Here is a 23,953-nt window from a genome sequence, read left to right on the forward strand (position 1 = left end):
GTGGAGTCAAAACTCACCGACATCAACTCTCCACCGACACCACTGGAGTCAAAACCCACCCACCACTGGCCTCAAAACTGACCTACAAAGCCAACCTGACCGACCTCGCCCGCGTCTGCGCGGTCTACGCCGGCGACACCGAAATCGACACGGCCGACGACACCGGCCCGTTCGACACCGAGACACTCGGCGCGGCCGACGAGGCCCTGCGCCAGGCCCTCGACGATGCGGCCCCCACCGACCTGGAAGCGGCCGGATGGGAGCACGTCCCGGACGAGGAGTCCGCACGCCTCTACCGGATCACCTTCCCCGCCCCGCCCACCCACCGGCCCGAGGTCGCCTGACCTGCGGTTTTCTTAGAAGTTCTTTTACTGAATCGGGTTGTCCAAACTGGCTAGGGCAATCCGATTCGGAAAGAATGAAGTCACCACCAACCACCACCCCCAGCCAGCGACCGGGAGACATCATGCGCGCCGACATCCGCCGCACCAACCTCGACGCCCTCCATGCCGATGCGGACGCCGCCCTCGCCCAGCTCAAGATCGACGAGTCCGCCACCTACACGTGGACGCTGACGATCTGGGAGCCCGGCGAGCCCGCCGTCGAGCGCACGGAGACGGTCCCCGGCCGCGAACTCGCCACCCTGGTCCGCGCCCAGCTGCTCACCTCGATGCACGAGATCGAGCAGGACGAGACCACCGGCACGATCACCACCCGCTGGACCCGCCAGAGCAAGCGGAACAACTACCGCACCAAGCAGGCGGTGTTCACCAAGCTCACGGACGAGAAGGGCGCCGAGTTGGCCGCCCGAGCCGCCGCGATCCCCCTCGCCCCCGCGCACGCCCTCGACGACCCCAAGCGGTTCGTCAGCCGCAGGCTTCTGTTCGCCAGCCCGCCGTGCCCGCCCGTGTTCACGCCCGCCCGGGAGCGCATCATCACCGCTCCCGCCCACCACCCCATCTGCGTCCGCTGCTTCACGGTGCCCGCCCTGAACGGCACCTGCTGCTGACCCCCACCCGACCAGCCGGCGCCGCCCCGCCAAGGGCGGCGCTTTCTCATGCCAGCAAGGAGAGACCGACGTGTCCACCGCGTCCAAGAAGAAGAAGTTCCGCATCGCAGCCCACCGGCCGGCCAGGAGGAAACGCCGCTTCCGCCACGACAGCCTCACCGCGTGTGATCTGTTCAGCGGCTTCGGCGGGCTCACCAAGGGCATCGAGGACGCCGGATTCGACACGATTGTGGCCGCGAACCACAACGAGTACAAAGTCAAGGTCCACGAGACGAATCACCCGACGGCCGAGCACTGGATCGCTGACCTGGCCGACCCCGAGTCGTCCGACTACCACTCCGCCAGAGACCTGCCTGCGGCTGACCTCGTCGCCGCCGGGGTGTCCTGCGTGAACCACAGCCAGGCGAACACGGAGAAGGCGTACGAGCAGGGCCTCGCCCTGTTCGAGCTGGAAGACCCGGAGTTCGAGGCCCGGGTCACGAGATCCGAGCGGGACCGGGCGACCGCAACGTGCGTGCTCCAGTACGCCGGTCAGCATCACCCGCGGCTGATCCTGGTCGAGTGCACCACCGGGCTCCAATCGTGGGGGAAGGCGATTCCCGGCCGCCCCAAGATCGGCGACGGCAGCACGTACCGGTGGTGGCTCGCCCAGTTCGAGAAGCTCGGCTACCGCTACCGGGTGCTGTACCTGAACTCGCAGTTCTTCGGCGTCCCCCAGAGCAGGGACCGGCTCTACATCTGCTTCTGGGATGAGTCGCTGCCCACCCCTGACCTCGACCACCGGCCGGTGTCCTGGTGCGGTCACTGCGACAAGCAGGTGGAGGCCGTGTGGTCGTGGAAGACAGGAGTCCCGCCGTCCGGGTCGGTCTGCTACGGCAAGCAGTACAACTACCGGTGCCCGAGCTGCCGCCGCGAGGTGGTCCCGCCGATGACGCCTTCGCTGGTCGCCCTCGACCTGTCCGACCTGGGCACCAAGATCGGTGACCGGGCCACGCCGCTCGCCGAGAGCACGATGGCCCGCGCCGAACGCTGCCGCCAGCGCTTCTCCCAGTTCCCCGCCGTCCTCCTGCCGGCGAAGGGCGTACACGGCACCGAGCGCCACCCGTGGCAGCCGCTGTCGACGCAGACCAGCCAGCAGGAGACGGCGATCCTGACGACCGGCGCGGTCATCGCCGCGCACCGGCACAACGGCGACGGGCAGCACATCCTGTGGCCGATGGACACGGTGACCGCGACTCACGAGAAGGCGGTGTTCCTCGCGGTCGACAACTACCAGGGCGGCCCGCGCGGCGCGCACATCCCATTGCCGACGCAGGTCGGTTCGGAGACGCTCGCCGTGGTGTCCTCTGGGATCGTCCCGTTTCGGAAGAACACGACGCCCACGGCGTACGCGGAGGCGATGCCGACGGTCACCTCGGGCCAGATCCCGGGGCTGCTCACTGCGGCTGGCTGGTTCAAGCAGAACGGGCCCACGGGGGCCGAGACTGCGCCGCACCCGCTGACCGATCCGCTCGGCACGCTCACCGCACGGGACACGACCGGCCTGCTGGTCGCCGAGTGGCAGGCATCGCTGGCGGACCTGCCGCTGGCCGAGTGTTACTTCCGGATGATGAAGGCGAACGAGGTCGGCGTGGGCTGCGGCTTCGACGTCGACTTCGCAGGCCGCAAGGGGACCTTCAAGGTCTGGGGCAGCGCGAGGAACCAGGTGGACGGGTTCGGGAACGCGGTCTCCCCGGTGGTCGGGACGTGGATCGCGGCCCGGCTGCGGGCCGTCATCCACGGCGAGCAGGTGGCTGCCTGACCTGCGACTTTCTTTGCCGTTCTTTTGCTGAATCAGTTTGTCTAAACTGGCTAGGACAAGCTAATTCGGGAAGAATGAAAGTAGTTCAAAAACACACCACCCCCCAAGGAGAGCGACATGGCCACCACCCTCACCCCCCTCGCGACCGGCACCGAGGTCTACGGCATCGGCACCGACTGGGCGGCCGAGGTCGTCACCTCCGAGGTCACCGCGCGCGGCAACCGCAAGACGGTCCTCCGCTGGACGGTGAACGTCCCCGCGGCCGGCATCACCAAGGGCGCCGAGCACGTCTGGGTGCAGGTGCCCGGCCGCACCCCGCGCTTCATCGTCACCGCCAGCAACTGAGCCACCCCCACCGGGCTGGGGAGCAGGCAGCGCTCCCCAGCCCAGCAGACCAACCACCACCCCCAGAAGGAGTACCAGCATGGCCAGCATCGCCCGCCCCACCCGCATCGGCGTCATCAGCGACGGCGTCCTCACCGAAGACGGCAACCCGTTCAACCTGAAGTACGCCGTCCTCACCGCGGAGCCTGGTGACGTCCTCGAGGACGTCACCACCCCGAACTATGTGGTGGGCGACGCCCTGTACCGCACCGGCCTGGTCGTCGACGCCGACCAGCGGGGCCTGGGCATCGCCTGGCCCGTCGAGCTGAGCATCCCGGGCCAGGGCCGCGCCCAGGTGCGCGCCGCCGGCGAGTCCGCCGCCGTCATCCACGCGACGGTCGGCCCCGGCCCGAACTGGTTCACCATCAGCGGCGTCAGCTACGAGCGGGAGACCATGGACCGCGTCCGCGCGGGCATCATCAACGGCGGCTACGACTGGCCCGAGGGCCGCGTCACGGTCACGGTCGAGACCGTCACCGGCCGCCCGCTGGACGCCTCGCACGACCTCGCCATCGTCTGCGCGATCCTCGGCGCGGACGGCCACTACAGCCAGAACGCCCTGACCAACCGCGCGTTCATCGGCGAACTCGGCCTCGACGGCCGGGTGCGGCCCGTGTCCGACGTCAACGAAGCCGTCCGCTCCGCCATCGCCAACGGCTGCACGATCGCGTTCGTCGCCGACGACGACCTCACCACCCTCGACGTCGCCGGGATCGGCATCTACGGCGTGGAGAACCTCCACCAGACCGTGACCACCCTCTCGGGCTTCGACCTGACGAACTCCTAGCCACCACCCTCCGGGGCCGGGGGCAGGCAGCGCCCCCGGCCCCGCACCCCGACCATCTCACCAGCGGAAGGAACCGCCCCACATGACCAGCAGAGCCTTCTGGACCGAGTACTTCGAGGACGCCTACCGAGACGCCGGAAAGAAACGGCGCGAGGTCCTCGACCGTGGCTTGCTCCTCATCGCCCACCTGATCCGCGAGGAGCTGCCCACCGCCACCGCCATCACCGTCGAGCGCAACGTGGCCCGCCTGATGGCCGTACACGACACCGAGGGAGTGATCTGGGGAGTCGACGACGGCGCCTACCGCGGCAAGCTGACCGGCCCGAAGATCGGCGCCGTGCGGGACACGCTGCGCGACATGCTGGCCTTCACCCGGAACATGCACCCGCTCCTGGCAGCCGACTGGAAGCCGGTCCCCGACCAGCCCAGCTCGTTCCTCGTCGACCTGCCCGACGACCCCGACAAGGAGCAGGGCGCAGCCCCGGCCCGCCGACCCCAGTCGCACGGAACGCCGGGGGAGGACGCCGGGAACTGCGCCCAGTGCGGCCGGCCTCTGATCTGGGACGGGTCCGGCAAGCGCGTGAACGACGAGTGGGGCGAGTACCTGTGCTACGGCCCCCGCCCGGCCGGCGTCAGGTCCAACGTCCACGTCCTGACCGCACCGGAGACGGCCAAGGCGTAGCCCACCAGCAGGCGAGGGCCGGGGAGCAGGCAGCGCTCCCCGGCCCTGCCCACCATCACCCATCACGCCCGAAGGGAGTCGCGTCCATGACCGACACCGCCACCCCGTCCCCCGAACCCGCCAACGCCCAACAGCTCCTCGACAGCCTGACCGACGCCCTGGAATTCGCCTACCGCGACGCCTCGGAAGCCCGGACCAAGATGCACGCGGCCGGCGTAGCGATGCTGGCTTGGACGATCCGAAAAGTCTTCCCGACCGCCACAGCCATCTCTGTCCACGCCCAGAACGTCGAACTCACCGCCGTCCTGCGCGACGACACCACCCTGTGGAACACCGCCTCCCCCCAACTGTCGGAGAAGACCGCGCTCGCCGTCAGCTCCTACCTCGCCGACATCCTCACGTTCGGCCGCGACGAAGAGGTCATGACCGACCTCGGGTGGGTTGAGGACGCCCACCAGACCGGGGTGTTCACGACGGCCTTCCCCCAGCTCAACGAGAACGCGCGGAGCAACTGATGGCCCAGTGGGGTGTGTTCAACGATGAGCTCTGCGTCTACGTGGCCGACACCAAGGACGAGGCTGACGCCGCAGAGGAGAGAGAGCGTTCGACGGAAGACGGCTATTACGCCGATGTGACCTCGGTGCGCGAGCTGTGCCCGGACCACGAGGAACAGCCGAAGGACAGCTGCGAGCACTGCCACGACGAGCAGCCGCCGACAGGACAGCAAAGAGGACCGGGGAGCAGGCAGCGCCCCCCGGCCTCCTCGCGATCCAACCAGACCCGAGAGGACCCCCTGAACGACAGAACGGCCACCGCCGAGTTCACCCCGTACGGTCCGGACCACTTCGCGCCCCACCTGCCGTTCGCCCGCCGCGGCTACCTGTTCACCGTCCCCGGCTCGTTCCCCGAGGACACCCCCGCACACACCAACGTCACGACCTGGAAGATGGCCGTCTACCGGGCGCACGGCGGCTGGGAGGCCCGGGACGTCAACGGCGGCCGGCGGGTGTGGGCGACGGGCGCCAGCCGACGGGTCACGGTCGGCCTGGCCTTCCAGGAGATCGCCCGCAAGCGCCGCATCCGGGCGGCCGAGATCGCCGACAAGCGCAAGGCCCTCGGCCTGGAAGCCGTCCCCCCGTACGCGGTAGAGGTCACCCGCAGCATCACGCTCGTGCTCAACCCGGACGGGATCGGGACGCGGTACCTGGCCGAAGAAGCCGACGCCAATCCAGCCGAGTACCTCACTTTCGACCTGCACAGCGGCGACGTGCGCACCGTTCCGGAAGAGACAGCCGTCCTGAGCACCATGCAGGTCGGTCTGCTCCATCACCGGTGCAGCCACAACCCCGACTACGCCACCTGGCTTGAGAGCGAGCCCATGGCCCTCGTGTACGCGCGGGAGGCCCTGACGCATTGCTGGCCCTGCACCGCAGCGGCTGACTGATCGGCTACAGCGGCAGGCGAGGGCCGGGAGCAGGCAGCGCCCCCGGCCCTCACTGCGGATCTAAGCACCTCAACCCCCTGAGCACTCCACCACCCCAAGCGGCAGCCCCCAGGCCCTCCACGAGATCCACACGGCCCTCATGGGGCACACTTCCGCCCCTACTATCAGCCCCCAGGAGCGTCCCCGATGCCAACGGCACAGCTGGCGTTCGACCTGCCCGGCTTCGGGTCGGACGTCCCCGACCTCGCCTCGTACGACTGGATCATCGCGAACATCTCGGGTGGCAAGGACTCGGTCGCGATGCTCTACGAGTTGTTTTGGAACGCCCGCGACGCCGGCGTCCTCGACCGCATCGTGTGCGTGCACGCCGACCTGGGCTCCGCCGAGTGGGAGGGCACGAAGGAGCTGGCCGCCGAGCACGCCGCCGCCTACGGCCTTCGGTTCGAAGTGGTCGCCCGTAAGGGCGGCGACCTCATCGAGCGGATCGAAGAGCGAGGCATGTTTCCCGACGCCGACAACAGGTGGTGCACGTCCGATTTCAAGCGCGGCCCGGTCCGGACCTTGATGACCCGCCTCGTCCAAGAGGCACGAAACGCGGGGCACAACGGCCGCGTCCGCATCCTCAACGTCATGGGCATCCGCGCCGAGGAGTCCCCGGCCCGCCGCAAGCTCCTCGCCTTCACACACGAGGGCGCCTGGACATGCCCGTGCGACGCGTGCGTGCCCAGACGGACCAAGGCCGAGAAGTACAAGGCGCGCAAGCAGCCCGTACCGAAGGGCGTCGGCCCCGGCTGGGGCGCCTCGAACACCCTGCGCCACGTCGACGTCTGGCACCCGGTGCACGCCTGGTCGGAGCTTGACGTGTGGGCGGCCGTCGAAGCGTCCGGACTGCGCAAGCACCCGGCTTACCTCGCCGGAATGCCCCGATTGAGCTGCATGTTCTGCGTCCTGGCGTCCAAGTCGGCGCTCGTCCTGTCGGCCCAGCTCAACCCGGAGCCCGCCGCCCGCCTGGCCCGCATCGAGAAGAAGATCGGGCACCGCTTCCGCAACGACCTGTCCATGGCCGAGATCATCGCGGAGGCCGAGCGGTCACCGCGGGTCGATGCGGTCGCCTGCTGGCAGGGCTGATGTACGATCCGAAGCGGTTGGTCGTTCTGAGCAGCGGCACGACCGTCACCCGCGCTGGTGCGTGTAAGGCAACACGCCCCGACTTCCAGTCGGGGGTTCCAGGTGCAAGCCCTGGCCGGCGCTCCACGAAGGCCCCACCCAACGCCCCGGGTGGGGCCCTTCGCATTCCGTCCGACCGCTGACAATGGGCCGAACCCGCAGGTAGGCCTGCGTAGTCGGATCTCTTGGAGCGGCCCATGTTCCACGGCTCGATACCCTCGCCCCTCCGCTCGATCATCTACGAGCACGCCGGGACCTGGCCTGGAGAAGACATCTACGTCGGCTGCTCGGGCAACATGACGATCGAACGCGTCCTCCACGCCCGGTTCGGCGACGAGCGGCGGGTCCACGGCAACGACATCCAGGCCTACTCCTGCGCCCTCGGCTGGTACCTCGCCGGCGACGACCTCAACTACACCCTGCGCGAGGAGTACGAGGAGCCCCTCGGCTGGCTCCACCCCTACCTTGAGGACCGCACTGACCTCCTCGCCACCCTGATGCTCGGCACCCGCTTCCTCCAGTACGTCGGCAAGGAAGGCGTCTACTACCGGCGGATGCTCCAGGCCACACAGGACCAGTGGCCGCGCATGCACGAGAAGACCGCGACCAAGCTCCGCGGCCTCGAAACGAAGCTGGGCTCGTTCTTCCCGGGCGACGTCCGCGACTACCTCGACACCGAGGTCCCCGCCGACGCGCCGGTAGTGATGTTCCCTCCCTTCTACGCTGCGGATTATCAGGCACAGTTCGCGCCGATTGATGCCGCTTTCGACTGGCCCGAGCCGTCGTTCGACGAGCTGACCGAGGACGGCAAGGAACGCATCATCGAGCAGGTCCAAGACCGGCCCAACTGGGTCCTCGGCCTGCACATCGAGCGGCCGGAGCTGCGGGACAAGTTGGCCGGCGTCGTCCAGACCGCGAACCGCGGCCTCCCGATCTACGTGTACGCCGCCGCCGGGCCGCGCCGCATCGTCCGGCCTCATCAGCCCACCGAGCCGATCCGCATGCCGAAGATCGGCAAGGATGAGGAACTCGGCAACCGCATGACGATCCACATCCTCACCGGCGGACAGTTCGCGGGCATCCGGTCCCAGTTCATGTCGAAGTCGATCAAGCCGGGCTCGCCCCTCATCGCGTGCGGGGTCGCCGTCGACGGGAAGCTGATCGGCGCGTTCGCGTACCTGCCGCCGAAGTTCGACCCGAACACCGCCTACCTCATGTCGGACTTCCCCGTGTCCTGGACCCGCTACCGGCGCCTGGCGAAGCTGATCGTCATGGCGGCTTCCACCCGCGAGGCCCAGTTGCTCGTCCAGCGCAGCCTGTCCAAGCGGATCGACGGCTGGGCGACTACCGCGTTCACCGACCGGCCCAACAGTGCGAAGTACGGGCGCGGCATTCCCGGCGTGAAGCTCCAGAAACGCACCGAGGCGAGCAGCAAAGACCCCGGCGACGGCATCCACCGCTACCAGCTCCAGTACGGCGGTCCTCTCGGCGCCTACGACCTGAACGAAGCCCTCTCCCTCTGGAAGCGCAAGCACGGACAGGACATGCGATGACGATCGACACCACTACCCCGCTGTTCCGCCCCAAGCTCGTCCGCCGCGACCCGCGCACCCTCACCCGCCTAGAAGTGAACGCCCGCTTCATGCGCAAAGAGGAGTGGGACCGGCTGGTGGAGAACATCCGCCGCGACGGCTGCCTCACCTCCACCCCGCTGATCTACTCCGGCGGCGAGTACGAAGACGGCCGCGAACTCGTCCTGTCCGGCAACCACCGCACCATGGCGGCCGTAGAAGCCGGTCTCGACGAGATCGACTGCATGCTCATCGAGGAGAAGCTGACCCGGCAGCAGCTCGTCGCCATCCAGCTCTCCCACAACGCCATCGCCGGCCAAGACGACCCGGCCACCCTCAAGCAGCTGTACGAAGAGCTGGACGACGTCGACTGGCGGGCCTACTCCGGCCTCGACGACGAGCAGCTCAGCCTCCTCGCCGAAGTCAGCCCCGAAGGCCTCTCAGAAGCGAACCTCGACTTCGCCACCGTGAGCCTGATCTTCCTGCCGCCCGAGCTTGAAGCCGCCCGCGAAGCCTTCGACCAGGCCCGCCTCGGCCAGAACGAAAGCTGGCTCGCCGCACGCGCCGACTACCAGCAAACCCTCGACACGCTCGCCTCCACACACGCCGCCCACAAAGTCGGCAACGTCGCCACCGCCCTCCACGCCATCCTCGCGATCGTCGAGCGCCACCTGGACGAACTCGCCGAGGGCTACACGGCCCCCGACGGCACCCACCTCCACTCGGGGAATGTCGGCCTGGAGACCGTCCTCGGCACCCGCATCCTGCCCGCACCCGCGGCCGTCACGATCAACAAGGCCATCGCAGCCGCAGAGGGACGAGGCGAGATCGAGCAGGGGCAGGGCTGGCGTCTCCTCGAACGCCTGGCAGGTGAGTACCTCTCCGGCCCGAACCACGTCCCCAGCACAGGCACTGAGTCATGACCAAAGGCGTCAAGCCGATCACGCTCGACCCACACCTGGACCCCTGGGAACGCCAGCCCCACGAAACAGAGCGCAGATACGGACAGTTCGTCACGTACCGGGACCTTGGACGGTCCCGCACCCTGGCAAGAGCTGGCGAAGCCCTGGCACTCGCGGGCGGCTACGTGCGCGACGTGGCAGCCGCCTGCAAGTGGAGGGAGCGCGCCGAGGCGTACGACAGGCAGCTGGACCGCCTGTACGAGGCCATGTGGCTGGAAGAGCGGCGGAAGGCGGCCGAGACCGACGCGAAGATCCTGGGCGCGGCGATCGGCAAGCTCGCCCAGCGCCTCGGCACGCTGAACGCGGCCGAACTGTCGGCCGGCGACTTCATCCGGCTCATGGACGTCGCCATGCGGCACCGGCGCGTCCTGTTCGGCGACCCCACGGAGACGATCGCCGTCACCAGCGAGGGCAGCAACGCGCTGGCACAGCACTTCGCCGACTTCGCGGAGATGAGCCCGGAGCAGCGGCGTGCCCGCCTCGGCGAGCTGGCCGCGTCGGTGAACCAGCGGATCAAGGCCGTCGACGGCAGCGACGACGAGGACGAGGACGAGGAGGCATAGCCCGTGACGACGGCCGTGGACGAGCTGGAGCACCTGGACGACGAGGAGGTCTACCGGCAGCTGGAGGCAGCGAACCGGGCGATGAGCGCGGACCTGCTGCGGGACCCGGTGACGCTCGCTCGCGGCCTCGACCGCCGGTTCCGGATGCGCCCGCACCTGAAGCTCATCGGTGACGCCCTCGCCGAGGTGGGCCGGGGCGAGGTGGACCGGCTACTCATCCTGACTCCGCCCCAGGTCGGCAAGAGCACCACCGTGGCGGAGTGGTTCCCGTTCTGGTGGCTGTGCACCTACGGGCAGGACAAGGTCGCTGTCACCTCGTACGGCGACGACCTGGCGCTGCGCAGGGGTAAGAGGATCCGCGGCTACGTCGACGAGTTCGGCGACGAGTGGGGCCTGCGGATGAAGCCGGGCTTGGGGGCGATGCAGGACTGGGAGGTCACCAAGGGCGGCGGCTGCCGGTCCGTGTCGGTGGGGAAAGGCCTGACCGGCTTCGACGTGAACCTGCTGATCATCGACGACCCGCACAAGGACCGCGCGGACGCCGAATCGGAGGCCGCCCGCCGGGCCCTGCACGACTGGTACTCCTCGGCGGCCCTGTCCCGTCTCCAGCCCGACCGCAGCGCAGTGGTGGCGATCCAGACCCGCTGGCACCCCGACGACTTCGCCGGCCGCCGCATCCAGGAAGAGGGCCGCATCGAGGACGGCGGCCGATGGAAGGTCATCCACCTCCCCGCGGTCTCCGACCCCAAGTTCGGGCCCGACCCGCTCGGCCGGGAAGCGGGGGAGCCGCTGCCCCATCCGAAGATCCCCACCCGGGACGTGGTGAGACTGCGCGCTTGGTGGGCGCAGAAGAAGGCAACGTCGATCGTCCGGGACTGGCACGCCCTCTACCAGGGCGACCCCCAGCCCGGTGAAGGAGCGCTCGTGTCCGAGGAACTGCTGCGCCTGCTGCGCGACACCACCACCCCCGTCGAGCCGCAGAAGATCGCCGTGTCCGTCGACCCGTCCGGTGGCGGCCGGGACACCGCCGGTGTCATCGGCGGGTTCCTCGGCGACGACGGCCGCGTCTGGGTCACAGACGACGTCTCGGCCCCCATGTCGTCGGCCGAGTGGTCCACCGCGGCCGCCAGGCTCGCGCACCGCACGAACGCGTCGATCGTGTACGTGGAGTGGAACTTCGGCCGGGACATGTGTGTCCTGGCGATCCAGACGTCGTGGGAGAAGCTCCAGCGGGACGGGGAGATACCCAAGAACGTGCTGATGCCGGCCATCCACCCAGTGCGGGCCAAGCAGGGCAAGCTGTTGAGGGCGGAGCCGATCGCGCAGCAGATGGTGCAGGACAAGGTCCGCTTCCGGGGTGTGTTCACCGACCTCGAACGCGAGTGGTCGACCTGGCAGCCGACCGACCCGGACTCGCCCGGCCGGATCGACGCCTCCTGTGTCCTCGTGTACGGCCTGATCCCAGAGGCCAACCAGGGCGCTATCGTCCACGCCCCGCGCCCCACCGCCCCCCAGCCGAGCGGGCGGCCCAGCGGCGCGGCATCGGCGTACGGGCGCCGTATCGGCTGACCAGTAAGGAGCCAAGCGTGAAACTGCCCCGTATCGAGTGCCAGGACTGTAAGCGAGGGATTGCCGCCGGCCCGGTCGCCGGACGCCCCAGCAAGGGCCGCGTCTGGCGGCACGACCCTCCGCACAGGAGCAGCGTGCACGGTGATTCCCTCGTGTCCTGCCCCGGCTCGCTGCGCATCGTCGACCTGCCGCTCCCCGCCCGCCAGCTGGAGCTCACGGCCGCAGATCCGGAGCACGCCGACGGCATCAACACGATCGCCCTGTTCTGACCCCACGAGCCCGCCGCGCATGCTGCGCGCACTACGCGTCAGTGTGCGCGCAGTACCATGACCGCCGTTCCTGACCTGGGATCTTGATGGAGGCGGCCTGTGATCTCTCTGCCCGTGCTCGCTGTGCTCGGCTTCGCCGCGTACAGGGCGACTCAGCTCGGCGTCCATGACACGATCCTCGACCCCGCCCGGGAACGCCTCGCTGCCTGGCACGCCAGGAAGATCGAGTCGAAGCCGCGCGCGTTCATCGTCCAGCTCGTCAGCTGCATCTACTGTCTCGGGTTCTGGCTGTCTGGTGCCACGCTCCTGGCGTACCTCCTCGCCACCGGCGCCTGGAGTGACGCCTCCTGGCTGGTGCACGGCATCGAGTGGTTCGCCGTGGCCGGCGTGCAGGCCCTCCTCAACCGCCGCGACGACACGTTCAGCGGGTGACCCGTGGCCCGTCAGCTCACCGCAGCCGCCTCCCGATACAGCGTCAAGACCACCAGCAGCAGGGCCAGCCGCACCGACAGCTCGTGGCAGCAAGAGGCGTGGCGGTTCTTCAAGGAAGTCCCCGAGGTCCGCTTCGCAGGTACGTGGGTCGGCAACGCCATGTCCGGCGCCACCCTGTACGCGGGGCGCCGCGCCGACGACGGCACGATCGAACGCGCCCCCGACAATCACCCCGCGCAGGAGATCGTCCGGGAGGTAGCGGGCGGCGTCGACGGGCAGTCCAACCTTCTCGGCGACTTCGGCCCCCACCTGGTCGTCGCGGGTGAGGGCTGGATCGTCGTCAAGCCCACCGCCGACGACAAGAGCGCGATCGACGGCTACGACTGGCGGGTCCTGTCGACCCGGGAGGTGAAGCAGCAGGGCGGCGGGAAGCTGACCGCCGAGTTCGACGGCGAAGAGATAGCGATCCCGCCGTACGACCCGGACGCCCCGGCGGACCCGATGGCACCGATCGCGATACGCGTGTGGAAGCCGTCCCCGGACCGGCACATTGAGGCTGACAGCCCCGTCCGCTCCAGTCTCGTCCTGCTGGAAGAGCTTCAGCTGCTGAACGCGGCCGTCGCCGCCATCGCCCGATCCCGCATCACCGGTCGGGGCGTGCTCCTCGTCCCCAAGGGCACCAGGTTCCCCACGTCGCCCGGCACGGCCGGCGACGCCGAGGACGACCTGCTGGAGGTGTTCCTCGAGGTCGCCTCCACGGCGATCCGTGAACCCGACTCTGCTGCGGCGACGGTGCCGATCATCCTCGAAGTCCCGGCCGAGGTGATCAGCGACATCAAGTGGATGTCGTTCGAGTCGAACTTCGACGAGCTCGCCCTGAAGCTCCGCGACGAGGCGATCCGCCGCTTCGCGAACGGCCTGGAAGTCCCCGCAGAAATCTTGCTGGGGCTCTCGGACGCGAACCACTGGTCGGCGTGGGCAATTTCCGCCGAGGCCGTTCGCCTCGGCGTGGAGCCGCGCCTGGCGATCGTCTGCCACGCCCTCACCACCCAGTGGCTGCGCCCCCTCCTCGAAGACGAGGCCGTAGAAGACCCCGACGAGTGGCTCGTCTGGTACGACACCAGCCAGCTCCGCGTCCAGGCCAACCGCGCCCAGACCGCCCTCGAAGCGTTCCAGGCCGGCCTCATCTCCGCCGCTGCCGCCCGCCGCGAGACCGGATTCGACGAAGCCGACGCCCCCACCGCCGAAGAGGCCGCCCAGAAACGCACCCCCGACCAGACACCCCCGGCCACCAACGATGACGAGGAGACGCCAGACAACGTGACGACGCTGCCCGTTGGTGAGACGACCAGCATCCCCGACACCCTGCCCGCCTCGGCCGCCCCACCGGAACGCGTCCTCGCTGCTGTCGACGGGCTGATCTGGGCCGCCCTCCAAGCCGCCGGGGAACGCCTGCGGAACAAGCCCGCCTGCCCCCGTAGCGAGCGTGCCCGCGCCCGCGAGATCGTCCCAGCTGAGCTCCACACCGTGTTCCCCGTGGAGCAGGACATGGTCGACGCCTGGCACCTCCTCGACGGGGCCTGGGCCCGCGTCCCCGAGGTCGCACGCCGGTACGGCCTCGACCCCGACTGCCTGACCAGCGTCCTCGACGACTACGCGCGGGCCCTGATCGCCGCCCGGCACCCGCACACCTACGAGGACACGGTGCGCGTGCTGCGCGCCCCGTGCATCACCGAGGCCGCGTGAACCGGCGGGAAGCGCGCGCCATCGTCACCGTGGCCACCAGCCGGCCACGGCCCAAGTGGTGCCCGGACTGCAAGGCCAACACGGCTCTCGCTGTCGACGTGCACGCGCTCTTCCCGACCGGCGTGACCTATATGACCACCGTCGCCGTCTGCGAGATCTGCGACGACCCCGACGACCCGGAGGTGAACCGTGGCTGACCCGATCGACGCGCTCACCGCGGCCGAACAGACCGTCGCCGACGAGGTGCGCGCCGTCCTGGACGACGTCGCCGCCGAAATAGCGGGCGAACTCACGGATGCGACAGAGATCGTCGCCGCCCGGTTCTCCCTCGCCCGCATCGGCCGCATGTGGACGTCCCGCGTGCCCCGCATCGTGCGCCGTCTCCTCGGCGTCGCCGAAACCGCCGCCGGGCAGGCCGCGAGCGACGCCGGCACCGAACTCCCCGACGGCTGGGACGACCTGCCCGGCCGCCACGACCAGGGCGACGACCTCCCCGCCTCCCTCGGCTCGTACGTCACCGACACCGAGCACCTCCTACGCGCCATCGGGGACCGGCTCACCGCGGCCGCCGTCGCCGAGCTCGCCGCAGGCCTCGATAACGGAGAGGACATCGCCCAGCTGCGGGCCCGCCTGCGCGCCCTGTTCTCCCAAGACGGCGCGCAGCTCGGCGAAACCCGGGAAGAGCGCATCGCCCGCACCGAGTCCACCCGGGCCTGGAACGCCGCCACCCTCGCCGCCGCGCAGGACCTCACCAGCGAGGGCCGCCCGCTGGTGAAGCAGTGGCAGACCCGCCGCGACACGAAGGTCCGCGACACCCACGACGCCGCCGACGGGCAGCTCCGCCTCCTCGATGAGGTGTTCACCGTCGGCGGCACGGCGATGGCCTACCCCGGCGACCCGGCCGCCCCGCCCGAGCTCACCGTCAACTGCCGGTGCGTCCTGCGATTGGCGCCCGAACAGCAGGCAGCCGCCTACGGATCGAAACAAAGACTGCGCCCTGAAGTCTTCAGATCGAAGGAAGAGACGGCCGCAGCGGATGGGAGTCACCTCATGGGCGGCATGATCGCGCTTCTACCGCGCGACGAAGACGCACAGTTCCTCGCCCTCCCAGACGGGGAGGACGCCGGCGAACTCCACTGCACGCTGTGGTTCCTCGGCGACAACGCCAGCGAGTGGACCGAGGACCAGCGCAACGAGCTCGTCGCCAGCGTCCGCGCCCGCGCCGCCGACCTCCCAGGCCCGGTCACCGCCCGCGCGTTCGGCGTGAACCACTGGAACCCCGACTCGGAGTCCCCGGCGTGGGTGTGGGCCGTCGGCGACGACCGCGACAGCGACGGCCCCGGCCTCCTCGACGCGCGAGGCCTGGCCTCCTGGGCGCTGGAAGACACCCACGAGCGGCCCGACACGCCCGTCCAGCACTCACCGTGGGCGGCGCACTGCACTGCGGTCTATACGGCCGACACGTGGCCGTTCGAAGCGATGTGCGAGCGGCTCGGAGCCATCACCTTCGACCGGATCCGCATCGCGTTCGCTGGCGACCACTACGACATCCCGCTTGGTCTCGCCGATGTAAGCGCCGCTGACGTGTGGGACCATGTTGACCATGGCACGCATAGCAACTCGCGTCGAAGTGCTGCCCGCAGTGGCGGCCCGAGTCAAGGCGCGTTCGAAGCCGGGGACGAACGGCTGTCTCATCTCCACCCTCGCTCCGTCGAAGCCGCGTCCGTGGGTGTGGCTCCCCGAAGGGCGCCAGGTGAGCGCGATCCGCGTCGTGGCGGCGGTGAAGTTGGGGCGGCCGATCGAGCCGAACGAGGACGTACACCACACCTGTCACAAGCCGCGCTGCGTCGAGGAGACGCACCTCCTCGTGATGCTGCTGGACGACCACAGCAGCGAGCACGCGGAGCAGCTGACGCAGGACCGGTGCACGGTGCACGACCGCCCGTACGACCGGCGGGACAGCCGGGGCTGGGGCGTATGCCTGGCGTGCGGGAGGGAGGGGACGGCCCGCTACAAGGAGGCCAACTCGGACAAGGTGAAGGCGTACGAGCGTCCGGAGAAGTCCAAGGCTCGCAAGCGAGAGGCGGACAAGGCGCGCCGCGCAACGCCGGAGTACAAGGCGAAGGCCGCCGCAGCGCAGCGGGCTCGCCGAGCACGGCTGAAACAGGAGCAACAGAACTGAGGTCCCACGGGGACCTCGGGAAGGAGGAGCCCCCCATGGCCACACCCACGCAGGTGGAGGAAGCGCCACCGCCGCCGCTCGTCCGCACCTGGTCCACCCCCGACGGTGCCGCGCTCGCCTTCGAAGACCAGCAGACCGGTGACGGCCGCGTGTTCGCGCCCGGCGCCCTGTACTGGGACGGCTCCGGCCCGTGGCCGCTCCAGTACGCCGAAGCCATGGGCCACGGCCACGACGGCGCTGAACTCGCCGGAGCCATCCAGACCGTAGGCCGGGACGCCAGCCGCATCACCGGCAGCGGCGTGCTCTACCTGACGCAGGCCGCCGGATACGACGCCGCGCTGCTCCTCGACCAGGAAGCCCCGCTCGGGGTGTCCGTCGACCTGGACGACGCCGACGTGCAGCTCGTCGACACCACCACCAGCCCCGAAGACGCGGATGCCGGACCGCCGTTCCTGGAGGCGTCGTTCGCGTCCGCCAGCGTCATGCGCCTCGCCGACGGCGCGTGGATGATCACCGGCCGCTCCCGCGCCGACTGGACCGCCTCCGGTGCCGAGATGGCGCACAGCGCCCGCTCGGTGATGCTGTTCACCAGCCCTGGCGGCACCATCACCGCCGCGACCGCCCGCCGCGTCTTCGGCGACCAGATCACCGCGGCCGCCGGCGACTCCGACCCCGGCGAGGGCGTCGTCTTCCACGAGGAGAAGTCCGGCGACTTCCTCGTACGGATCACCCGGGCCCGGCTGCGCGGCGCCACCCTCGTGGCGATGCCCGCCTACGACAAGGCACGCATCGTCCTCGACCCGATCGCCGAACAGACCGCGTCCGCGCCGGTGCTGGTGGCGTCCTCGGGCGACGGCCACGAGCGGGTCGTCTCCTACGTGCGTACCTCCCCGACACCGGTTAGCGCGCGTCACCTCGCCGCCAAGCTCGCCATGAGCGTGGAAACCGTCCACGGCCACCTCAACCGCGCCCTGGAGGCCGGCACCGTCGTACGGATCGCCCGAGGCCAGTACGTGGGCGCGTCCACCCTCCCCGAGGGCCACGTCACGGCCGCCGCGCCCGACGACACGGAAGTCACCCCGGCCCCGGCGGATGAGGTGACCACTGCCGCAGCCCTCGACGCCCTGTACGACGAGCGCGGCGCCGAACTCGTCGCCTCCGCCTGGCAGGTGATGCAGGCCGAAGGGGCGATGCCCGCCGCCTGGTTCCGTGAGCCCACCCCTGAGGAGCTGCCCCCGGGAAGCGGCGGCGTCCACATCGTCGACGGCCGCGCCTACGGCTGGGTGGCGAAGCGCGGAGTGCCGCACGCCGCGCACGGACGGAAGGTCACCATCGAGAAGCTCGCGAAGCGCGGCCTGGACCTGTCCCACTTCCTTCGGGCCAAGTTCCGTCTTGATGACGGCAGCGAGGTCCGCGCCGGTGCGATGACGATGAACGTCGGCCACCACCGCGACGGCTACGAATGCGAGAGCGCGGTCTGTCAGTTCGACGACACCCGCACCGTCGCCGCGGTGGTCACGGTCGGCATGAACGAGGGCGGCCTCTGGTTCTCCGGTGCCGCCGCGCCCTGGCTGTCCCCGTGGGATCGCACCGTGTTTGCCGCATGTCAGCCCTCGTACCACATGACGCAGGGCTCCGACGGGCGTTGGCAGCTCCGCGCCGTGCTCTCGGTGCCGGTCCCCGGCCACTCCTCGCCGCTCACCGCCGCGACCGTCGTCGATCGGTCGAACCTCGCCCTGACGGCCGCCGCAGCAGTCCTCGACGAGGTCACCGTCACCAGCCAGCCCCCGGCCGGCGAACCCGAGCCCGAGCACGACCACACCCCGGACCAGGCCCCGGCCGCGAACGTCGTCGACCAGGTGACGGCCGCACTCCTGGAGCCCGGGTTCCTCGACCAGTTCGCCGACGCCCTCAAGTCCCGCGAAGAGGCACGTACCGCCGCCGCACGGGCCGAACTCGCCGAACTCACCGCCCGGCTCGCGCCCGTCCGCGCCGAGCTCGCCGCAAGCGCTGCCACGCAGCAAGAAGGGAACTGACCATGCCGTGCGCCTGCCAGAAGAACAAGACGCAGTACGAGGTCATCGACGCCGAAGGTAAGCGCGTCTTCGGGCCCACCCCGTACAAGACCACCGCGGACGCCATGGCCGCACGCGGCGACGGCCGCACCGTCCGCGAAGTCGCCAAGAAGTAGGGAAGGAGCCGCCCTCATGGGATGTGGCTGCGGCGGTAACCGCAAACGATCGGTGGGCGTGGGGTCCGCCGCCCGGCCGAGCAAGACGACGTATCAGGTTGTCCTCGACGACGGGAACGGCCGCGTCGCCTTCACCACCAGCAACAAGCCCCTCGCGGACAAGGTGTCCGGGAACTACCCGGGCAGCGTCGTCCGCCCGATCGGCGCCACGACCGCATCCGCGGAGGCGTGAGCGGGGGCGGCCTTTTGCTCAAGCCAATCCGGGCGACTAAAAGGTGGTTTCAGAAAGGCGGATCGTCGGCAAAACCTTCAGCTTGCGCGCGGACGTCAGCGGGCGTGTGCCTGTACTGCTGGAAGGGCGTAATGTCCTCGCCCCAGCTGGCGAGTGTGTCGATCGCTCGCTGCCGGTAAGGGACGCTGTCGGCGGCGAGAGCCCACACGGCATCACGCAAGCCTTCAGCCTGGTGGGCGAGCTCTGGTGAGGCAAGCAACGGAAGTACAGCAGCGAGGGCGGCATCGCGGATCTCTGGCTCGTCGTCTGTGAGGAAGGGCCGAATGGCGTCATAGAGGGTCGGTCGAAGGGTGCGGAACGCTTCAATGTCAGCTTCGTACCCGTCAGGTGACTCTTCGTTGGCGTCCCAGGCGGTGTCGCCGAGCCAGTTCAGGAGACCGACGCGAAGGAGAAATCGCGGTTTCTCACCGAAGTTGGCGGCCTCCCATGGCCTCTGGTCGGTGACTTTGGCGAGAGTCCGCGGGTGCCCGAGGATCGCCGCGACGAACGACGCCGCCGGCGCCGTGGCGCTGTAGAAGGTGGCCTGATGCGTGACGGCCTGTTGCAGGTTACGGAGAGCAGTGCCCTGCTTGCCCGCGTCGGTGTCGAGAAGTTGTCGCAAGATCACAGGCGTCGCTGGCGCAACGTTCGGGCAGCAGTGCTCCACCGAGCTCCAGTCCGTCCGCAGCAGCAGCTCTTCCGGATCGACGGAACGACCTTGCTGAGTGTTCATACTCATCGGGCGAGTGTGGCAGCTGACCAGTGCATCACTGCAACTCAGGTCCGGACAGCCTGCTCATGCGGCAAATGCTTGGACACTTGGCGCAGGCAGATGACGCAGCACGCAAGTTGCAGAAGTGATGGGAATTCTTGAAAACGGCCCGCGGTGCTCTTCGCCTCAGTTCTTTGGCAGTTGAAGCATGTGGGGAGGGCGGGGATCGAGGAGCACGTGTGTGGGCTCGCCGACCGTCAGGTCGGCGAGCCTGGAGTTCGGCGAGGCCGTCGATCAGCTCAGGGAGACGACCGAGGCCCGCAGCCGCAGCCGTACGTGTCGTCGGCGAAGCCTTTGCACACGTTGACGGCCGAGGGGCGGCGTGAGGATGGCAGGGCGTACTGGGAGAGCCATCAGCCTGCCCCGTTCCGGCCGTTGACGATCGGCGAGTTGACCGCCGGGCGCTACGACGCCGACGAGGCGTCGGGGTGCCGGTGCGGAAGCTTCGGAACGTCGTGGAGAAGTAGATGTTCCAGCTCGGCATGCACAGCCCTCAGACGTACGCCTCGTACAAGCGCTAAGACGCGGTGACGTCCCGTATGGTGCGGCGGTGCTTCTCTACCACTTCACCGACGCCGAGCACTGGCCCGAGATCCTCGCCGCGGGCGCGATACGGGCCAGCTGGCAGCGCGGGGCGAGTCCGCTGACGGTCCACCTGTCTCGGGACGGCGACCCGGAATCGCTTCCGTGGGCGCTACGGGGCCGGCGGATTCGGATCCTGGTGCGAGTACCGGACGCCGAGGTGCACCCGTGGCAGGAGTGGGCGCAGCACCACCTCGAGCCCGAAGAGTTGTGGTCGCTGGCGGCGTCGAGCAGCGCGACCGCGGGCGGTCTGCCGAACCAGTGGAACGGGAAGCCCGAGGAGTGGTTCGTCCTCGAGCGGCCCGTGCCGATGGCCGAGTGGGAGGAGGCCATCGAGCTCGAACCCCGCTCGGGCCTGTGGGTTGCGTGCCGTGACGAAGGTGGCGTCGAGCGGTAGTTGCCCTACTTGGTCAGCGCGCGGCGAGCCGGACGGCCTTTGTAGGCCCGCGCGGCGGCGCTGAGCTGCCCCACGGCCTCGTCGACCGCTCGATCCGCCTCGGCGCGTCCGCGGGACTTCGGTCCCTCCCCGTAGGCGGCGACCAGCTTGCCCAGCGCGTCGGTGACCGCGGTGGACGCTTCGCGCAGCTCGGCATCGTCGAGCATGGCGACTTGCGCTGCGGCGGCCGCCATCCGCGACAGGGGGCCGGTTACGAGCGCCTCTTCCGCGGCGTCGGATGCTCGCCGCCACGCCATCGCCGAGCCGAGCCCGTCGGCCGCCCCGTGGAAGATGCGATCGTCCCTGTACCCAGCAAGGATTTGAGCGACCGACCGCCCCAACGCGACCGCGATCGACGACTTGTCCCGCCAACGGGCCTCCCAGACGGCCAACGCCGCCTTCGTGTCGAGAGCTGCCCTAAGCAAAATGCTGCACTGCGGCACGGGCGTTGCTGGTGGCCGTAGATCGGCGCGTCGCCCTGTCCTTGAGGTGGCTGGTCACGAGCCCTGCGATGTAGACGACGAGCGTCGCGGCACCGCCGATCACGGCGGCCCATATTTTCGAATCCACGGCCGGTCACTCTGCCACGGGCGATGCGGTGACCACGGGCGCCATGCCGTGGGTACGAGGTCCGCCTGTCCGGGCGAGACCCCTTCGTCGCGCAGGCCGGTCACCCTGCCGCCGTCCTGTGCGCTGCTCGGCGGTACAGTCTGCGCCGCCGTGTACGAGCAGCTGAAACGAGAGAAGCTAGGGGAGCGCGTGAACAAGTGCACGACCGCGAAGGGTGATCCGTGTCGGGCACCGCTCATGGTCTGGTACAGCACCGGCCCGCACCCGGGAGTCTGCGTGCGCCACGCGACCCCTGAGCAGAAGGCTGCCTCAACGGCCGCGCTCGACACTCCCGTGGATCTCGCCACCGCTGACCCTGCCGCCGTGTTCCCCGGGGTGTCCATCACGACGCAGCGGGTGAGCTGCGACGCGACGACCGGCTGGGTGGCCAGGATCCGCGGCACGAACGAGCAGTACGTGTACGCGCGCACGTTCCTAGGCCGCAGCCATACCGCGCCCTACGGTTTCCCGTTGCTCGGGGCTGGCCTGTACGAGTGCCGGGAGATCGGCCCGTATGGCAGGTTCTCGTGCTTCTTCGAGGTCAAGGGCGTGTTCCGCCGCAAGGTGCGGTTGGTGACCCCGGAGGAGGCCGCGCGGATGGCCGGCCGGATGGGGCCGCAGCCCTCAGAGTGACCACGGGCCAGCCGCCTCGGCCTACGGGGTTGGTAGGGCTGTGCAGGTTGGGTCGTCGAGGCACTTCCGTGCCTCCTGCTGGTTCTCCAGGCGGCGGTACTTGTCGTAGGCGTATCCGCGGTCGGCGTACAACCGCTTTGGCTTGTTGCGAGGCCGGCCTCGCAGTCCTCGTATGCGGGGGACCGCATCGAGAAGAGGGATCAGCTGGGTGACGTCGTGGTTCGTGCCCGTTCGGCGGCTTGCGTAGGTGGCAGAGGTGAGGACCACACAGACGAACTGCCACGGGCTGATCTTCAAGATGTCTTCGGCGGTCGCCAGGGCCTGCCTGGCGGCCCTGCCGGCGGGCACAGGAACAGGGGCCGCCCGCGCGACGCGGACGGCCCCTGTCTGCAGATCGGTGCGATCAGTGTCCGTCGGTGGTGACCTGGGTGGCCGGAATCCAGTACCCGGCGAGTTCCTCCGAGGTGATCCGCACCATGGTCCGTCCGTTGACGACCGCCCTGCGGTCGAACTGGAGGGTGTGCGGCTCGGGGTACTTCAGTGTCTTGAGCGTGCCGGCGACGCCGTTGGTGCCGTAGTCGATCGCCTCGACGGAGGTGTTCGCCGCGATGGTGAGGGTGCGGGCCACCTGGTAGCTGACGCTGACGTGCTCACCGCGCAGGAACACCTTCGGGTAGGACTCGCCGACCCAGTAGCCCTTGTACGCTCCGGCGCTGATCCGGTACCAGACGCCCGCGCCCTGGATGCGCCGGCGCACGTCGATCGGCGCCTGAGTGGCCCGGGCGAAGACGACCTTCTTCGAGCTGAGGATCTTGTCCGCCCTGGCCTTGTCCCAGCTGCCGTCGGCGTCGGTGTCGAGCTTGTACAGGGTGTGCGTGCCGGCCGCGATGGCGATCGCCGAGCCCGACTTCACGCCCGGCGGGATGTCCTCGATCAGCATGTCCAACTGGTGCGCGAAGACAGTGCTGTTGGTGTGCCAGTGCAGCTGCTGCCACAGCGCGATGTGGTGGTGGTGATACGTGTGCGCCGGGATCCGGTGCGTCTGGCAGTAGTACGAGAACCAGCGTGGGTTGCGCAGCAGCGTGAAGTACCGGGCGATCGTCGTGCAGGCGCCGTCGTACAGCTGGGCGGCGAGCTCGTTGCCGGTCAGCCGGAAGTAGTCCCAGATGCCGAACATGGCGAAGATCATGCCGTTGTACGTGTAGTCGCCCGTGCCGGGCGTCTTGAACGGGTACTCCTGGATCCAGAGGTAGCCCGCCTTGTCCTTGTTCACCACCCACGGGTTGGCGTTGTCGGCGCGCAGCAGCGAGGCGAAGGCGCCGTCGGCGGCCGACTTGTACCGGGCCCGGTCGTCCGCGCTGAGGCCGTCCTCCAACGCCGCGAGCTGGGCGAAGAGGCTGATCGACTCGCCCTGGGCCATGCCGGAGTACCAGGGCGCCTTGTAGACGACACCGCTGTGCTCGGCGTGGGTGAAGTCGAAGGGGTACGGGAAGTACCAGGCGCCGCGGGTCTCGACGCGCTTGGCGATCAGCCGGTCGGCCTGCGCCTTGGCGCGCTGGAGGAACACGGCCTTGCGGGTCGGGTCGTTCTCGACGCGGTAACTGGTGAGGCAGCCGAGGCCGAACTGGATCTGGCCCACGGGGTGGTCGTAGGACTTCCCGCTCTCCGTGTACTTCATGTACACGCCGTCGGCGTTGAGGTGGTAGGTGCCCGAGGAGAGGTTCGCGTTCGCCCAGGTCGTGGGCCGGTTGCGCCACGGCCGCAGGGCCTCCGGCAGATCCGGGACGATCTGGTAGCCGGCCTTCTTGAACTCGAACGGCAGAGTGGTCGGGACGTCGGTCTCGGTCGGCGTGCCACCCGTGTACGGGATGCGCGTGCCGGAGCTCGGCGC

24 protein-coding genes and 2 pseudogenes are annotated in these 23,953 nt (G+C 69.4%); 22 read left to right on the plus strand and 4 right to left on the minus strand.

Going from position 1 to position 23,953, the window contains the following annotated elements:
- From ACZ5SK_RS47175 to ACZ5SK_RS47270, 20 genes and pseudogenes are all read left to right on the plus strand, one after another.
- Positions 1-344, plus strand: a pseudogene (locus ACZ5SK_RS47175) (hypothetical protein); the annotation flags it as partial.
- Between the two features lie 122 nt (positions 345-466).
- Positions 467-1,009, plus strand: a complete 543-nt coding sequence (locus tag ACZ5SK_RS47180) for a hypothetical protein (RefSeq protein WP_334580167.1) — start codon at positions 467-469, stop codon at positions 1,007-1,009.
- A gap of 70 nt (positions 1,010-1,079) precedes the next feature.
- A complete protein-coding gene (locus ACZ5SK_RS47185; protein ID WP_334580168.1) occupies positions 1,080-2,810 on the plus strand; it encodes a DNA cytosine methyltransferase in 1,731 nt (576 codons plus the stop codon).
- Between the two features lie 117 nt (positions 2,811-2,927).
- On the plus strand, positions 2,928-3,155 hold the full coding sequence (locus ACZ5SK_RS47190; protein WP_334580170.1) for a hypothetical protein: 228 nt from the start codon (positions 2,928-2,930) through the stop codon (positions 3,153-3,155).
- A 79-nt stretch (positions 3,156-3,234) separates the two neighbouring features.
- On the plus strand, positions 3,235-3,981 hold the full coding sequence (locus ACZ5SK_RS47195; RefSeq protein WP_334580171.1) for a magnesium chelatase domain-containing protein: 747 nt from the start codon (positions 3,235-3,237) through the stop codon (positions 3,979-3,981).
- A gap of 82 nt (positions 3,982-4,063) precedes the next feature.
- Positions 4,064-4,663, plus strand: coding sequence for a hypothetical protein (locus tag ACZ5SK_RS47200; protein ID WP_334580172.1), 600 nt, complete (start codon positions 4,064-4,066; stop codon positions 4,661-4,663).
- 86 nt (positions 4,664-4,749) lie between these two features.
- Positions 4,750-5,178 carry a hypothetical protein gene (locus ACZ5SK_RS47205; RefSeq protein WP_334580173.1) on the plus strand — a complete coding sequence of 143 codons (429 nt, stop codon included), beginning with the start codon at positions 4,750-4,752 and terminating at the stop codon, positions 5,176-5,178.
- Complete coding sequence (locus ACZ5SK_RS47210) at positions 5,178-6,107, plus strand: hypothetical protein (protein WP_334580174.1); 930 nt, start codon at positions 5,178-5,180, stop codon at positions 6,105-6,107. The genes ACZ5SK_RS47205 and ACZ5SK_RS47210 overlap by 1 nt, the downstream gene beginning before the upstream one ends.
- A gap of 186 nt (positions 6,108-6,293) precedes the next feature.
- Positions 6,294-7,235 (plus strand): phosphoadenosine phosphosulfate reductase domain-containing protein, encoded by a 942-nt coding sequence (locus ACZ5SK_RS47215; protein ID WP_334580175.1) that lies wholly within the window; start codon positions 6,294-6,296, stop codon positions 7,233-7,235.
- Positions 7,236-7,471: 236 nt separating this feature from the next.
- Positions 7,472-8,827: a putative antirestriction adenine methyltransferase gene (locus ACZ5SK_RS47220; RefSeq protein WP_334580176.1), complete on the plus strand. Its 1,356-nt coding sequence runs from the start codon at positions 7,472-7,474 to the stop codon at positions 8,825-8,827.
- Entirely contained in the window at positions 8,824-9,768 is a 945-nt protein-coding gene (locus tag ACZ5SK_RS47225) for a ParB N-terminal domain-containing protein (protein WP_334580177.1), read from the plus strand. Before ACZ5SK_RS47220 ends, ACZ5SK_RS47225 begins: the two co-directional genes overlap by 4 nt.
- Positions 9,765-10,370: a hypothetical protein gene (locus ACZ5SK_RS47230; RefSeq protein WP_334580178.1), complete on the plus strand. Its 606-nt coding sequence runs from the start codon at positions 9,765-9,767 to the stop codon at positions 10,368-10,370. Before ACZ5SK_RS47225 ends, ACZ5SK_RS47230 begins: the two co-directional genes overlap by 4 nt.
- A 3-nt stretch (positions 10,371-10,373) precedes the next feature.
- Entirely contained in the window at positions 10,374-11,939 is a 1,566-nt protein-coding gene (locus tag ACZ5SK_RS47235; protein ID WP_334580179.1) for a terminase large subunit domain-containing protein, read from the plus strand.
- A 134-nt stretch (positions 11,940-12,073) separates the two neighbouring features.
- The gene (locus tag ACZ5SK_RS47240; protein ID WP_468578011.1) at positions 12,074-12,208 is read left to right on the plus strand and encodes a hypothetical protein; all 135 of its coding nucleotides are present in this window, start codon (positions 12,074-12,076) and stop codon (positions 12,206-12,208) included.
- A gap of 99 nt (positions 12,209-12,307) precedes the next feature.
- Positions 12,308-12,640, plus strand: coding sequence for a DUF1360 domain-containing protein (locus ACZ5SK_RS47245; protein WP_334580181.1), 333 nt, complete (start codon positions 12,308-12,310; stop codon positions 12,638-12,640).
- Between the two features lie 3 nt (positions 12,641-12,643).
- Positions 12,644-14,386 (plus strand): hypothetical protein, encoded by a 1,743-nt coding sequence (locus tag ACZ5SK_RS47250; RefSeq protein ID WP_334580182.1) that lies wholly within the window; start codon positions 12,644-12,646, stop codon positions 14,384-14,386.
- The gene (locus ACZ5SK_RS47255; RefSeq protein ID WP_334580183.1) at positions 14,383-14,583 is read left to right on the plus strand and encodes a hypothetical protein; all 201 of its coding nucleotides are present in this window, start codon (positions 14,383-14,385) and stop codon (positions 14,581-14,583) included. The genes ACZ5SK_RS47250 and ACZ5SK_RS47255 overlap by 4 nt, the downstream gene beginning before the upstream one ends.
- Positions 14,576-18,604 (plus strand): phage minor head protein, encoded by a 4,029-nt coding sequence (locus ACZ5SK_RS47260; protein ID WP_334580184.1) that lies wholly within the window; start codon positions 14,576-14,578, stop codon positions 18,602-18,604. Before ACZ5SK_RS47255 ends, ACZ5SK_RS47260 begins: the two co-directional genes overlap by 8 nt.
- A 2-nt stretch (positions 18,605-18,606) precedes the next feature.
- Complete coding sequence (locus ACZ5SK_RS47265) at positions 18,607-18,759, plus strand: hypothetical protein (protein ID WP_334580185.1); 153 nt, start codon at positions 18,607-18,609, stop codon at positions 18,757-18,759.
- A gap of 16 nt (positions 18,760-18,775) precedes the next feature.
- Complete coding sequence (locus ACZ5SK_RS47270; protein WP_334580186.1) at positions 18,776-18,991, plus strand: hypothetical protein; 216 nt, start codon at positions 18,776-18,778, stop codon at positions 18,989-18,991.
- 49 nt (positions 18,992-19,040) lie between these two features.
- On the opposite strand, the gene ACZ5SK_RS47275 is transcribed toward ACZ5SK_RS47270, so the two are convergent.
- Positions 19,041-19,769, minus strand: a complete 729-nt coding sequence (locus ACZ5SK_RS47275; RefSeq protein ID WP_334580187.1) for a hypothetical protein — start codon at positions 19,767-19,769, stop codon at positions 19,041-19,043.
- 583 nt (positions 19,770-20,352) lie between these two features.
- Here ACZ5SK_RS47275 and ACZ5SK_RS47280 point away from each other — a divergent pair.
- The gene (locus ACZ5SK_RS47280) at positions 20,353-20,781 is read left to right on the plus strand and encodes a hypothetical protein (protein ID WP_334580188.1); all 429 of its coding nucleotides are present in this window, start codon (positions 20,353-20,355) and stop codon (positions 20,779-20,781) included.
- Positions 20,782-20,786: 5 nt separating this feature from the next.
- Here the strand turns inward: ACZ5SK_RS47280 and ACZ5SK_RS47285 are convergent, their stop codons facing one another.
- Entirely contained in the window at positions 20,787-21,212 is a 426-nt protein-coding gene (locus tag ACZ5SK_RS47285; RefSeq protein ID WP_334580189.1) for a hypothetical protein, read from the minus strand.
- Between the two features lie 328 nt (positions 21,213-21,540).
- Here ACZ5SK_RS47285 and ACZ5SK_RS47290 point away from each other — a divergent pair, with 328 nt between their 5' ends.
- Positions 21,541-22,062 (plus strand): hypothetical protein, encoded by a 522-nt coding sequence (locus ACZ5SK_RS47290; RefSeq protein ID WP_334580190.1) that lies wholly within the window; start codon positions 21,541-21,543, stop codon positions 22,060-22,062.
- A 90-nt stretch (positions 22,063-22,152) separates the two neighbouring features.
- Here the strand turns inward: ACZ5SK_RS47290 and ACZ5SK_RS47295 are convergent.
- A pseudogene (locus ACZ5SK_RS47295) lies at positions 22,153-22,290 on the minus strand (IS5/IS1182 family transposase); the annotation flags it as partial.
- A gap of 175 nt (positions 22,291-22,465) precedes the next feature.
- Positions 22,466-23,953 (minus strand): D-glucuronyl C5-epimerase family protein (locus ACZ5SK_RS47300; RefSeq protein WP_468578016.1); only part of this gene is annotated, 1,488 nt, incomplete at its 5' end.

It is taken from the genome of Streptomyces sp. NPDC031474, assembly GCF_055581185.1.